Source organism: Acinetobacter sp. YH16042 (genome assembly GCF_013417245.1).
GTDB lineage: Bacteria > Pseudomonadota > Gammaproteobacteria > Pseudomonadales > Moraxellaceae > Acinetobacter > Acinetobacter amyesii.
The window spans coordinates 37,567-51,523 of record NZ_VPEJ01000009.1 but is presented as its reverse complement, the minus strand read 5'-3'; the positions used below and the strand labels follow the sequence as shown (position 1 = coordinate 51,523).

Sequence of the window (13,957 nt, the reverse complement as noted above, 5' to 3'; positions counted from 1 at the left end):
GCATTTTAAGTCTGTTTTTAATTTTTAACGGACTGTACGTGTTGTTGCAAAAATTCTAAAGTGCGATCAAAGGTCTGCTGGCTAGCCTTTTTACTCATCATAAATTGATATTCATGTACCAAAAATTCTTTCGAATCTGGATAAAAAACCGCTGTCACAGGTACATCATTTGCCAGCAATTTTTCCACAAAAGGCTCAGATTGCGTTTTGGTTAAAAAATCTTTATTGCCACCGCTGATAAATACAGGCGGATAATTTGCATTAATATTTGAGGCCGTTGAAATACGCGTTAAAAACTCGGCATCATCTTTTTTGTCTCCGGTATACGCCTGAACCAAGTTATAAACGCCCCACTCGATCAATCCAATCTCGTCGGGTGCAGTATTTACAAAGCTGTTTAAATCATAAATACCACAATGCAAAATCAGCCCTTTAAGCTGTGAAGGCTTTAATATAGGTTGAATCTTTGACGCTTGCGCAAAATCTGGATTTGTAACCAAGGCGGCATAATGACTGGCCATATTTGCACCTGCAGAATCCCCTGCCAAATACATATTTAGCAAATCAATGCCATATTGTGCCGCATGTAGATTCAAAAACGTCAGTGCTGCATCTATTTGGTTGAGCTGCGCAGGATAAATGGCTTCAGGTGCAAACTGATATTGAACAGAAACCACATTATAACCTTGGGCTGCGAGCCGTTTAAAATATCCACCTGCATGTTCTTTTGAGCCAGAGACCCAACCGCCCCCGTGGATCCAAATAATCGTTGGTCTTGGTGCAATCGCTGTACTTGTTTCAGGTTGATAGATATCCAAGTTTAAATTTGGATTTTGTAGATATTGAATATTTGACTGCACAATAACATTGTCAGGTGCATGTAAGTTGATAAAGGTCTTTTGAACTTGTGTCGATAAGTTAAAAGCACCTGCAATCACTTTGGTACTGCTTTGCGTGTTTTGACAACCAGACAAATGCAACATTGAACAAATACTGAGTGCAACCAACCCTACTTTATATGACATATCTAACTATCCAATCGCATCAATTTTGTTATAAATCTTAGATTTATAACTGTATATAGTTTAGGCTTATTTTTATAAAGTTCAAATTGATCTTTTAGGCTCAAAATCCGAGAAAATTAGTCGATTTTATTTTAATATTTTTTGAGCAAAGTCCGAGTTTTCCACTCAGATTTATTTGACGACTTATCGACATTAATTTATGTAATTTTATGAATTTACAATATTTTTTATATTAATAAATTGAACCATGCACGACAATGTGTTATCAATAATCTATAGGGTTTAAAAGCAAAATTACAGGAGATTGTTCCATGTCATATCAAAACATTTTAGTACCTGTCGATGGTTCAGAAATCTCGTTTTCTGCAGTTAAAAAAGCTGCAATTATTGCCAAGGCGTTTAACAGCCAACTCACTTTAATCAGCCTTGTTGCTGAAGACCCATTTACCGATGCAGACTTCTATTATTCTTCATCAATCATGAAAGAATATTTCGTACAAGCTTATGCAAATGCAGAATCCGCATTGAAAGAAGCTGTGCAAATTACAACTGAAGTGGGTGTAGAAGCACAAAGTAAAATCATTAAAGGCCAAGTTTCTGCTGAAGGTGTGGTAGAAGCAGCCAATGAAGTCAAAGCCGATTTGATTGTGATGGGTTCACATGGTCGCAAAGGATTTAAGAAAATGCTACTCGGTAGTTTCGCACAAGATGTACTCAGCAATACTGAATTACCCGTGTTGGTTGTAAAAGCTTAAGATGACCAAGCCCACATCATGTGGGCTTTTTTGTATTCAGCACACCCTTCACTAATAAGCTTACCCTTTTGTCTAATTCATACAATATCGTGAATAGAGCAAGATTAGATTGATAACATTTAAAATATTAAGGAAGCAGATATGAGTCAATATCAACAAATTTTAGTCCCTGTGGATGAATCTCCAATTTCATATTCTGCTGTTGAACATGCCCTCAGCTTGGCTAAAAGTCAAAATGCACAAGTGACCATTGTCAGTGTTGTTGCTGTTGATCCATTCGTTGGTGTCGATTTCTATGCTGTGGCACCTGCAATCACTGAATATTTTATGCAAGCTGAAAAAAGTGCTCAGCTGCGTTTAGAAGATATCAAACAAACCTTTGTACGTGATGGTATCGAAGTTAAAACCCGTTTGATTCATGGTGTATCGCCAACCGAAGGGATTTTACAAGTGGCTGATGAAATCTCCGCAGACTTAATCATCATGGGTTCACATGGACGTACTGGTTTGAAAAAAGCCATGCTAGGCAGCGTGGCACAAAATATTTTAACGCAGTGCCCAATTCCTGTTTTGATCATCAAGCAATAAACTAAGATCCAAAGAAAAGCCCTCAATTGAGGGCTTTTCTTTTAGATCAATTAAAAACGTTGTTTAAATATACAATTCGTTCTGTAGTTTTCTGATTAAAGCATTTGGTATATTGCAACTCTTGATTTTGCGTATTCATCGCATCATCCCAGTATTGCGAATGCTTTTGATAAGTCTCTTTTTCACTTTCATTTAATGAATAAACACTTTTTTGTGCAAGCACTTTACAGTCGATATCACGCTTTTCAAACCAGTCTGCTTGATCTTGCTGTAACTGCGCCTTTTGTTCATCACTAAAACGATCCCAAGTCTGATTGAGACGGTCCACCACTTTGGCATTATCCTGATCTAGCTCTTTCTTACGAATATCCATCGCCTTTTGTGCAAGGCTCATTTGTTGAGATTGACTCTCCATCCCTTGCTGATAGGATTCTTCGTCTCGCTTATTTTGAGCACTATATGCCGCATATAGCACCGCATGACGTGTCACTGTTACAACGCTATCAATTACGTCATTTTGACTTGGGACACTTAGGCTCAAACCATCTTTGTCCGTTTTAGTGATGCTATAGCTAAAATTCCCTTTAAGCTGATCATTATCCATGCTTAAGCCTGACTCCCCATCTTCGAGTGAATCATTCAAAGTATAATTACCACGTTCTTCACAGCCTTCGTCACATGGTCGTTCAGCAAAGGCGTTTTCAGCACGCTTTTGTAATCCTTTCGGGAAAACCACCAACAATTGACTGCTACATTCCAATGTTTTGGCTTTATTAGGGTCTTCAGTTAAAGTCGTGACATTTTGAATGTTAAATTTTAGATTTTTTACAATCAGATCCATAAGTTGCTGATCGGCTTCATAATCGGACTGACGTATTTCTTTGTTTAATTCTTTGAGATATTCGTTTTTTAAATGATCTTGCAATTGGTCAATATTGGCTTGTGCAGTACAACTCCAATCTTCCAAAGCAGGCGCTTCCGTTTTGGCTTCAGTATCTTTTTTATTTTTAAAATTATCACAGCCGGATATCAATGCCGCAGACAACATGAGGCTCGTGATGACTATTTTTTTCATTGTATAAGTACCATTATGATTTTATTCTTCGGGCGTATTTTACTCAAAATTACAGCGCTTTGACGAGAAAAATCCCCGCATGTGCAGGGATTTTTTATATATCATCTCATTTAGTACGGTTTTAATTGGTCTTTTCAGTTACGCCTTCGCTGGTGACATCTCGTACTTTGCCATTCTCAGTATTTAAAACTTCAAACTCAATACGACGGTTTTTGAATTGACCTTCTTTGGTGCTGTTTTCTGCTACCGGTTTTTCTTGACCATAACCCACCGCTTGAAGCTGTGCAGGATCAACGCCTTTCGACACCAAGTAATCCACCACAGCTTGTGCACGCTCTTGCGATAAAGCTTTATTCGCTTCCGCATTACCCACAGCATCGGTATGACCTTGTACAGTCAGATGTACTTCTGTAGCGCGCTGCAGCAATGCTGCCGCCTGATCCAAAATCGATTTATTTACGTCAGGAATATCAGATGAACCTGTCGCAAAATTAATAATTTGTAAGTTCAGCGCAGTCGCAACATCTAGCGCACGAACTTGTTCAGGGTTAATGCTCGCTAATGCTTTTTGTGCATCAGTAATACTGTTATCTACTGCTGTTTGTTCGCTCACGCCTTCTTGAACCAATACCGTCATATTTTTTGCTAAAGGCTTAATTTGATTGGCAAGGCTTTGAGCATCCGCAGGATTTTGCGACAAAATCGATAACTGATTTTCTGTCCAGGTTAAAGTGGTATTTGGCACACCTTTAAGTTTTTGCAGAACCGTTGGAATGGTATCTTGATCAATAAATTGAGTATGGTAACTGGCATCAGATGAAGCACCACAACCCGTATTAAAGTTAAAGATCTGTTTGACTTGTTGCTGCAAAATTTCAAGATAATTTGAATCACCAGTTTGAATTTGACAGTTGGTTAACTGCCCATCTATACCGGTGCTAAATTGCAAATGTGCTGGCTGAGATGCAGCAGGCTGTGCAACTGTTGTTGCAGAGGTGGTTGGTTCTTCTTTATTAGTACAAGACTTAAACCAAAATGCGATCAGACCCAATAATATAAGCAGCGCAATAATTGGCAATAACCAATTCGAGCGTTTTTCTTCAACGATAACAAGTGTTGGTTCAACAACAGGTGCTTGGTGTAATGTACGGCCAGCTGCAGTGTTGACCCCTAAACCTGCGAGTAAAGGTACTGCCCATTGTGGTAGTGCCGCCAAAATGCTATCTGCATGATTATCAAGTAAATGCGTGATTGCGACGGGATCAGATGAACCCGCTTCATTTTCAAGTGCCCCTAAAGTTGGAGCTATAGAGTGGTTTAAGGTTTGCTCTATTTCTGACGTTGGGGCCGTACCGCCACCGAGATGTTGCAAAAATTGTTCTTTTAATGTGGGATTCGCCGAGAAAATATCACTAATTCGTGGATTTAACTGTTTTTGAAAGGCATCAATAAATTCAGGTTTGGATCGAAAAATATTTAACAGGAATGGAATAAACTGGCTAATGGCTGAATTTTTTTCAGTTAAGTGTTGTGTATCACCGTCCAGCACAATCGAGGAGACGTGCTGCTTAATCAGCGCTAATAAATCTATACTCATATTTGTACTCCATGCAGTTGTCATTATTTTCATATGAACTTCAGTTTATATGCTTATTTTTTGATCAAATGTAATAATTTGTTCGGACTTGTCAACGCTTTAATTTCTTTTTTATTTTCAATCTTCACTAAAAAAGCCAGCCGAAGCTGACTTTTTAATGTCTAATCAAAATTCTGAGAATCAACAAATTTCCATGTTGAGCGTGCGCTTAAACGGCATAAAAAGCGTGAACTACTTTACCTTTTACCGTTTGCTGAATTAATGGTGTGTTCTTACCATTTGAGACAATCGTGTCTTTATTAATAGTCCACTCAAGTTCTGGATCGACAAGCACCCAACCCGCTTCATCTGCCCAACGTTGTTGCATATTGGCTACTTTAGCAGGTGCGAGTGTGACTTTCTCAACCCATTCCAGTGGGCTTAATAGACCTTCTTGAATCAGTTGAATACCAAAAGGTACAAAGGTATCAAATGCGGTAAAACCGGGCTGTGTTTCAGCAAAAGGCGCCATTTTCGCAGAGCTGCTCAGTGGCTCATGATGCGTACAAATCGCGTCAATTACACCGTCTTTCACTGCTTGGCGGAGCAAGTCTTTATCTTGTTCTGAACGCAGTGGCGGACGCACATGCGCAAGTGAATTAAAGCCATCAATCAACTGATCCGTTAAATGCAATTGGTGCATGGCTACATCGCAAGTCACCGGCAAGCCTTTCGCTTTGGCATGTTTAATCAATTCAACAGATGCACCTGATGACAACAGACCAAAGTGCGCACGCACTTTAGTGGCTTCAATCATCAGTAAATATTTTGCAATGGCTACGGTTTCCGCTAATGCAGGGATCATCGGTAAACCTTGACGAGATGCGACAAAGCCTTCATGCACACAGCCATCTTTGGCAATCTGCGGTTCTTCGGCATAGAACACAACGGTCATGTTCAGACCCGCAGCATATTCCAAGGTACGAATCACCACATCATCGTCCATAAATGGCGCATTGGCATTTGATACTGCTGTACAGCCGCCTTTTTTCAAACCTGCCATATTCGCAGGCTGCTTGCCTAACAAGCCTTGAGTCTGCGCGCCAATCACCTGCAGATAAATGCCGCCATCTAGCATGGCTTTTTCCACCAGACCATGAATCAATGCGCCATTGTCTTGCACAATCGGTTTAGAGTCTGGCGGCGTAAACACATGCAGAATACCATTCGCACGCGCAGCCTTACCTTCTGACTTTAAAGTGCCGTGCTGCTGCTGACCCGGCTCTCGTAAACGCGCGCAAAGGTCAACCATACTTGGCATCAGCCATTTGCCTTGACCATCAATGGTTTCAGCGGCATTGCTTTCGGCAACCAATCGGCCATTTTCAATATAAACCGTCTGTACGCTGTCAGTTTGATTGATTGGATCTAAGACACGTACATTTTCAACTTTAACAATACTCATGACTATCCCTTAAACTGCAATCGCTTCAATTAAACCTTTTTCTTGCAACTGACCTTGCATTGCCAAAGCCAGTACCGCCATACGCACCGCAATACCGTTGGTCACCTGATGTAAAATCACCGACTGAGCACCATCGGCAATACTCGAGTCAATTTCAACACCACGGTTCATTGGTCCCGGATGCATCACGATGCAGTCAGGTTTTGCCAAAGCCAAACGCTCTTTATTCAAACCGTACATTTTGTAGAATTCGGCTTGAGATGACAGCGCAGGAGAATCAATACGTTCATTTTGAATACGTAAAGTAATAATCACGTCGCAGTCTTGAATGCCGGCTTCCATATTGTTGAACAGACGAATGCCTTCGCCATAATCATCAAAACCGTAAGGCAGCAAAGTATTTGGCGCAATGACACGAATGTCTTTACAGCCCAACGTTTGCAATGCAGCGACATCTGAGCGGGCAACACGTGAATGCTTAATATCGCCAATAATGGCAATGGAAATATCTTCAAAATTCTTTTTGGTTTCACGGCGAATCGTCAACATATCCAGCATGGCTTGCGTAGGATGCGCATGACGGCCATCGCCTGCATTGATGATTGCCACATGCGGACAAACATCTTTGGCAATAAAGTGCGGCGCGCCTGACGATGAATGACGAACCACAAAAATGTCGGTCGCCATCGCTTCTAAATTCCACAAGGTATCACGCAGTGTCTCGCCTTTTGATGTACTTGAACGTGCAATATCAATGTTCAATACGTTTGCAGACAGACGTTTTGCTGCCGCTTCAAAAGTGGTTCGGGTACGTGTTGAATTTTCAAAAAACAGGTTCATCACCGTACGACCTTCTAAAAGGTTATTGGTAATCAGCTGATTTTGGTCATTAAAAAAGGACTGTGCAGTGTCCAATATTTTTGTGAGAGTTTCTTTAGAAAGGCCTTCGATGGTGAGGAAATGTTTTAAGTTACCATCTTGGTTGAGTTGAATCTGGCTCGGTGTATGCAATGCCGCCAAGTGCATGAGAGATTCCTTATCGTTAAGTTAACGCATTATACAGAGAATCTTGGCAAATGGCAGTTGAAGTTTTCAACGTTCAATGCAAACTCATGATGTTATTCAAAATGAATTTTCAAATTCCTATCTATCATTTCAATTAGATAAATTAAACGTTTTAATTTAAACTTCACCTTTCCCCTTTCAAAAAGCCTTCAAACAGGACTTCTATCTGTCCTTATTTTTGATTGAATTGAATACTTTCAAACAGATAAAGTTCAGCTATGAACAACCGCCTTCTGCACAGTTCAACAGCTCTTGAAACATGGAAAGATGGTTGATACTTCAGGCGGTGTGCAGCAGGAAATTTATGCTGCTGCTCACAGCGGGATTGAATTAACGCAATGCGCCAATATAACGATGTGCAACCTGTGCTTTACAGATGTCTTCCGCAGTCGGTTCGCTCATTAATATTTCTGCCGTTTCAGGCTGTACTGAACTGTCCGTCAGTTCCTCTGCTTCAGAAACGGCAGCTTCATGCAAATTCAACTCGCTGTAAAGCCGCGCAACCAAACGAGATAATTCAGGATCGGCCGTTTCCAAAGCCAAGTTAGAAACAAAGCGTGCATATTCTGCGTTCTCTACCACATATAACGCGTCAATAACCCGACCTGACACACGACGTAAACGCGCGTAAATTAAAGTGGCGATTGAAAATGCGTTTGATTGACTATTGATTGCCAGCCCTGTCATAAATACCCCTAATGATATCAATATTATAAAGATCGAATTTTGATCAGGGTTATAGCAATTTTTGTACCATTAAGTGATATTTCTCACAATGTACGCAGAATAAATTTGGTAAAGTCATTCAAATCTACCGATATTTCTCCCGTTTCAGCGCAATATCGTCCGCCCAAATCCACGAAAATACGTTAAAATATGCGATTGCTTTTTTGCCTTTGGAAATTTACATGAATTCGAAACCGCGTCTTTCTACATATTGGGTTACCTGTGCAGATGGACTGGAAACCTTACTCCGCGAGGAAATTGAAGGTTTAGGTGTTCAAAATATTGAACAGTTCCCGGGTCGTCTTGTATTCAAAGGCACACTTGAAGATGCATACCGTATTTGCATGTGGTCACGTTTGGCTTCTCGTGTACTCACTCCAATTCATACACATGAATTAGAGTTCACGCATGATGCACGTGATGTAGCGGAAGAGCTCTATGAAGGTGCAATAAACTTTGACTGGTCACTTATTTTTGCACCACAAAGTACATTTGCCGTTCGTTTACACATCGAACGTGACATTAAAGTCAATTCTCAGTTCGCAACTTTACGTGTCAAAGATGGTGTGGTCGATTCCTTTATGGAAGCTGTGGGCAAACGTCCTAGCATTGACATTAAGCAACCTGAAATTACATTGTATGTATTAGCTGGCAAAACTGAACATACTTATTGCTTAGATTTATCAGGTGACTCTCTGCATAAACGCGGCTACCGTCGCTACATGACAGATGCACCGATTAAAGAAAACTTAGCGGCTGCCATCTTACAGAAAGCAAAACTTAAACAGCATCAACCCGATATTATCTTGGACCCAATGTGTGGTTCAGGGACATTTATCATTGAATCTTTAATGATTTTGACTGACCGCGCGCCAGGCCTTGTTCGTCGTTTTGGTTTTAATGGTTGGAATGGTCATGACCATGAACTTTGGATGTCGATCAAAGGCGAAGCTGCTGAACGTCATAAAGCTGCACTTGAAAACCCTCTCCCACAATTCTATGCATTTGATGCCGACTGGGAAGCGGTAAAAGCGACTAAACAAAATATTATCGCGGCAGGTTTCGAATCTGTACTTGATCAAATTAAGATTGAAGAACGTACACTTGCAGACTGGCCAGATTTCCAAGCAACAGGTAAGAAAAGCTTTGTTGTCACTAACCCGCCATACGGCGAGCGTTTAGGTGATAAAGCCTCTAACCGCGCACTGTATTTAGGTTTATCGGCACTATTACAAAAGAACTTCCCGAATCAGCCTGCTGCGATTATTGCAGCACAAGTTGAACAGGCCGATGTCCTTGCCTTCAATGATCCGCAAATTTTACGTTTGATGAATGGTAAGCTCCCAATTTACGTCCGTTTTGGTACTGTCAAACCTGCGGCAGTTCAAAAGCCTTTCCTCGAGCATTGGGAACCCCAACAATTTGAAAAAATTGAAGGTGCAGAAGACTTTACTAACCGTCTGCAAAAAAACATGCAGAATCTTAAAAAATGGGCAGTTAAAGAAAATATTTTCTGCCTACGTTTATATGATGCCGATTTACCAGACTTTAATGTCGCAGTAGATTTATATGGTGATCGTTTACACGTACAAGAATACGCACCACCGAAAAAAATTGACCCTGAGAAAGCCAAAAAACGCTTTAACTTAGCACTGCAAGCGATTCGTGCAGTGACAGGCTTAGGTCGTGATGCGATTTTCATTAAAACACGTGCCCGCCAAGAAGGTAAAAATCAGTACACCAAACAAAGTACTGCGTCTAAACGTTTTATCGTTCAAGAAGGCAAAGCAAAGATTTTGGTGAACCTAACAGACTACCTCGATACAGGTCTGTTCCTTGACCATCGTCAAATGCGTCTACGGATTGCCAAAGAAGCCAAAGGTAAACACTTCCTGAACTTATACAGCTATACCTCTACAGCGAGCTTACATGCAGCACTTGGCGGTGCAGCAAGTACGACCAGTGTCGATTTGTCAAATACCTACCTAAACTGGTCTAAAGAGAACTTTGTACTGAATGGTTTGACTGTAGATCATGCAGATGAACAACATCAGTTCTTCTCTAGCGACTGTTTTGAATGGTTAAAAGAAGGTCACGAGCAATATGACCTGATCTTTATTGACCCACCAACCTTCTCAAACTCTAAAAAGTTCTATGGTACGTTTGATGTCCAACGCGACCATATGTCTTTGCTTAAACGTGCCATGAACCGTTTAACCACTGACGGTACGCTTTACTTCTCAAACAACTACCGTGGTTTTGAGATGGATGATGTAATCATGGCAATGTTTGACGTTGAAGAAATCAGCAATGAAACCATTGGCCTAGACTTTAAACGTAATACCAAAATTCACCGTGCATGGAAAATTACCCATCCACAAATCTAAGGTTTAACTTTAGAAATTCCTGATCTATGAAATGAAGCACGTCAGTGCTTCATTTCAACCACGACGCCATCTGGATACGTTACTCGAATATTTTCGTGTCGCTCTTGCAGCACGATACGGTTAATCGGTGCTACTTCTGGAGATTGTATTAACCCGACCTGATCCGCTGCCCTTTTCTTTTGAAGCAAATAATCACTCATAGTTGAACCTTCAAGCTGGGCCTCCTGAATGATCTTATTATTACGATTAGATTTATGATTTGAATTTTGCTGCTGCTCTTCTTTGGGTTTAGCTACCTCACTCTCAATAATATCTAAGGTTTCTTCACTAAACTGTTTTTTACCTTGCGTTTCATTCGACAAACGTTGATCTGAAATTGAAGTACCCGCAAAAGCTGTAGACTGAACAGCGATCAGAAAAATGCTACTAATAAGACTGTGTTTTACCCAAGAACATTTAGGCATGGATGAATGAACAAGTTTCCGTCTAAAAAAATAATCGTGTGAAATGGTGTCTTTCCTATTGTTGTTTTCATTGGCTAGTTGCCCATTGACGCTAGCAACTTTTCAACTGTTCAACAATGGCTAGGCCGCTGTGTTCCGATAAACTGAAAATCATAATTCTGTAGCCAAAAATACAAAACCGCCAATCTATGACGGTTTTATATTTTTTAAACTTAACTACTCACTACTGGTTGCTTATTTCTTTTGTATGGCTTGACCAAAAAGCTTTTGACCGAACTTATATTGCATACTCATGACCATGTTATCGCCATCGCGCTTGCCTTGCCCTGATGTTTCAAAACCAGCAAACATGGCTTCAGCTTCCTGTCCTGACAAACTTTTGCCCTGTAATTGCAAAAAGTTATTCATGATTGCAGTCATCATATTTTTATCAAAACTTAAGTCTGCTTGAAAATCCAGTAAGCTCGGCACCATTTTAATAAAAGACTCCATTGAGGCATGGTGACCCGGCATGACTTTCCCCACGACATTTGCAGAGGCTTTACCTCCACCAATACTGATCGAGTTATCTTTAGACTCAAAATCAAAACCTTGGCTTGCGATAGCTAAGAAAGCTTGAGTCATTTCTTCACTTGATTCACTCACTGCATCGCATGAATTTTCCACCTGATGCAAAAGTTCACTAAATGCACGAACTTTATCTAGATTGACTTTATGTAATGCCAAATTTAGTGCGAAATCTTTGGTGACTGGTGAACCTGGGAAATCCATCTCATCAGCTTTTAAGTAGCCTTCAAAGTCCACATCATGTTTATTTAGTTCGGTCTCCCAACGCAGTTGCATACCACGCATGCCGCCTGAGAACTTTTGATCTAAACGTTTGATAGAACCCGCTTGGATTTCAACAAAGCCATTTTCAAGATTTTTCTGATTTAGACCTTGATTGGTCTTCATCGAAAAATTTTGCACCATGGTTTGCATTGGACCTTCACTCAACCGAACCACAGGTAAATGGATTGAAAGCTCAGATACCTTAGTGACTTGCCCCGGTAAACTACTGATCCGAATTTGCAATTGGCTTGCATCAGCTTGTACTGTTGCACCTTGTGCAGTCGTTTTAAATGCAGGAATCTGTAAATCTGTTTTACTTTGACCAATCCAATTGACCAACGTTTTTGCCGTTAAGTCCGTGCCAAAAAGCTTGGCATATTCGGACGTACTTTGTTGTTGAACAATCTTAAAATTCGAGTTGATATTATAGCCTTTCAACCCACGTTGAATCTGATCTGTACCCTTCAACACGATCACTTCTTTCGGTTTACACGGGTCTGTTTTCAGGGTTAATACCCAATCGACTGTTCCACCCATCAAGCCCATTTGATAATTGCTGTACTTTACATCAACATCTTGTACAGCTGCGGACCAATTATTCTGTGTATAAAATTGGGCAAGAGATTTATCTGCATATAAATTCCCTCCCACCACTGCTGCTGAAAGCACCGCTAAACTGCCAATTCCCCACATCAACTTCGACATGTCTTTCTCATTCTGATTATTCTTTGCGCAGTATACTGAAGAACTCAGTTACATAAGTACACAATTAGAATGATTTTAAATGATTGATTTGGCAGTTTTAATTGATTTTTTGATCGTTATCACTTCCTCTATATACGCCCAACTTCAAAATAACTAATACGTTTACGATCAAAAGCAGCGTATGGATTGGCTTTAAAACTATGAAAATAGTGCTTGGCTTTTAACACATGTGAGGTCGTATTTTTCATCCACTCAATACGCGGGTCCTTCTCTGCCAAAGTAATACAATAGGTTTCTTTACCACGTTGCTTTGTCTGCTGTTTTGCATGAAAAATCAAACTTGCAAATACGTCCAGATGTTCAGGATGACATAGCGGACTATGCAACATTAAATAATCAAAGGTTCCATGAATTTTTGGCAGTAATAAAACACCACGCACACTGGCATAGGCATTATAAAAAGGTTTCATCAACTTTAATGACCTTGAATAATCGATCACTCGAGTTTGTTTAAAACTTTTTTGATTCCATAAGCCATAAAGTCCAACCAACTGATTGTGCTGATCGTAAATCAAATAGAAGTCATCTAGATTTAAGCATGCCCAAAATGGATTTTGACCATCTACTAAAGCATTAAAATCATAGCTAGGTAAAAAATTATAATGGTCTTTCATTTTTAAAATGAAATCATTCGCTTCATCTACACGTTCAGCAGTCAGGGTTTTAAATTGATATTGATTGAAAGTTTTTGGTTTCACTGCCTGTGAAACGGTAAAGGTTCGAATTTCATCATAAAAATATGGCAGCGGAAATCCAGATCTTTCATGATGTAAAATACTGGCAGCGACAATATTGTCGTTTAAAACCACACTTTCAAAAATCGTGTCTTGTGGTATTTCATCATGGAGATAGTCCATCAATAAGCGCATGACTTTAGCACCACGATACGCTGGATTCATTCTTAAATCGGCGACATAACGCATTAGGTCAGGCTGACCATTGATATAACAATAACGCCATCCCAAATTCATCATCGCAATCACAATAGATGGATCATCCACAGGGACAACCACTTTTAAATCTGGTCGATTATACTGTGCATGGCTAGCAGCCAAATAACTCGGGTGACGTTCATAAGATAAGGTAATGCCATTACTTGGCACAGTCTCAGCACTAATTTTCATTAGTTGCTCATCATCTTCGACAGTCGCATTTCGAACCGCAAACTTAGTCTCATTCTTTGAATGATATAGCGCCGTTTCGTCGAACGGTGCATCTAACACATCAATATCCAT

The 13,957-nt window shown here is 40.2% G+C and carries 12 protein-coding genes; 3 read left to right on the top strand and 9 right to left on the bottom strand.

Annotated features, from left to right (window positions below; translation table 11 throughout):
* Positions 1 to 17: 17 nt before the first annotated feature.
* Complete coding sequence (locus FTV37_RS08500) at positions 18 to 1,025, bottom strand: alpha/beta hydrolase (protein ID WP_180063526.1); 1,008 nt, start codon at positions 1,023 to 1,025, stop codon at positions 18 to 20.
* Positions 1,026 to 1,336: 311 nt separating this feature from the next.
* Here FTV37_RS08500 and FTV37_RS08495 point away from each other — a divergent pair, with 311 nt between their 5' ends.
* Positions 1,337 to 1,780 (top strand): universal stress protein, encoded by a 444-nt coding sequence (locus tag FTV37_RS08495; RefSeq protein WP_078191806.1) that lies wholly within the window; start codon positions 1,337 to 1,339, stop codon positions 1,778 to 1,780.
* A 141-nt stretch (positions 1,781 to 1,921) separates the two neighbouring features.
* A complete protein-coding gene (locus FTV37_RS08490; RefSeq protein WP_078188616.1) occupies positions 1,922 to 2,368 on the top strand; it encodes a universal stress protein in 447 nt (148 codons plus the stop codon).
* A 46-nt stretch (positions 2,369 to 2,414) separates the two neighbouring features.
* Here FTV37_RS08490 and FTV37_RS08485 read toward each other — a convergent pair whose 3' ends face one another.
* The 5 genes from FTV37_RS08485 to FTV37_RS08465 all read right to left on the bottom strand — a co-directional run bounded on the left by FTV37_RS08485 (position 2,415) and on the right by FTV37_RS08465 (position 8,236).
* Positions 2,415 to 3,443: a DUF1311 domain-containing protein gene (locus FTV37_RS08485; RefSeq protein ID WP_180063525.1), complete on the bottom strand. Its 1,029-nt coding sequence runs from the start codon at positions 3,441 to 3,443 to the stop codon at positions 2,415 to 2,417.
* A 121-nt stretch (positions 3,444 to 3,564) separates the two neighbouring features.
* The gene (locus FTV37_RS08480; protein ID WP_180063524.1) at positions 3,565 to 5,040 is read right to left on the bottom strand and encodes an OmpA family protein; all 1,476 of its coding nucleotides are present in this window, start codon (positions 5,038 to 5,040) and stop codon (positions 3,565 to 3,567) included.
* 208 nt (positions 5,041 to 5,248) lie between these two features.
* Positions 5,249 to 6,484 (bottom strand): dihydroorotase, encoded by a 1,236-nt coding sequence (locus FTV37_RS08475; RefSeq protein WP_180063523.1) that lies wholly within the window; start codon positions 6,482 to 6,484, stop codon positions 5,249 to 5,251.
* Between the two features lie 9 nt (positions 6,485 to 6,493).
* Positions 6,494 to 7,510 (bottom strand): aspartate carbamoyltransferase catalytic subunit, encoded by a 1,017-nt coding sequence (locus FTV37_RS08470; RefSeq protein ID WP_078188620.1) that lies wholly within the window; start codon positions 7,508 to 7,510, stop codon positions 6,494 to 6,496.
* Between the two features lie 369 nt (positions 7,511 to 7,879).
* The gene (locus FTV37_RS08465) at positions 7,880 to 8,236 is read right to left on the bottom strand and encodes a hypothetical protein (protein WP_180063522.1); all 357 of its coding nucleotides are present in this window, start codon (positions 8,234 to 8,236) and stop codon (positions 7,880 to 7,882) included.
* A gap of 221 nt (positions 8,237 to 8,457) precedes the next feature.
* Here FTV37_RS08465 and rlmKL point away from each other — a divergent pair, with 221 nt between their 5' ends.
* Positions 8,458 to 10,662: a bifunctional 23S rRNA (guanine(2069)-N(7))-methyltransferase RlmK/23S rRNA (guanine(2445)-N(2))-methyltransferase RlmL gene (gene rlmKL, locus FTV37_RS08460; RefSeq protein WP_078188622.1), complete on the top strand. Its 2,205-nt coding sequence runs from the start codon at positions 8,458 to 8,460 to the stop codon at positions 10,660 to 10,662.
* A gap of 41 nt (positions 10,663 to 10,703) precedes the next feature.
* On the opposite strand, the gene FTV37_RS08455 is transcribed toward rlmKL, so the two are convergent.
* From FTV37_RS08455 to FTV37_RS08445, 3 genes are all read right to left on the bottom strand, one after another.
* Positions 10,704 to 11,126 (bottom strand): hypothetical protein, encoded by a 423-nt coding sequence (locus FTV37_RS08455; protein WP_180063521.1) that lies wholly within the window; start codon positions 11,124 to 11,126, stop codon positions 10,704 to 10,706.
* Positions 11,127 to 11,360: 234 nt separating this feature from the next.
* Positions 11,361 to 12,662, bottom strand: a complete 1,302-nt coding sequence (locus tag FTV37_RS08450; protein WP_180063520.1) for a DUF945 family protein — start codon at positions 12,660 to 12,662, stop codon at positions 11,361 to 11,363.
* Between the two features lie 128 nt (positions 12,663 to 12,790).
* Positions 12,791 to 13,957 carry a GNAT family N-acetyltransferase gene (locus FTV37_RS08445; protein WP_180007878.1) on the bottom strand — a complete coding sequence of 389 codons (1,167 nt, stop codon included), beginning with the start codon at positions 13,955 to 13,957 and terminating at the stop codon, positions 12,791 to 12,793.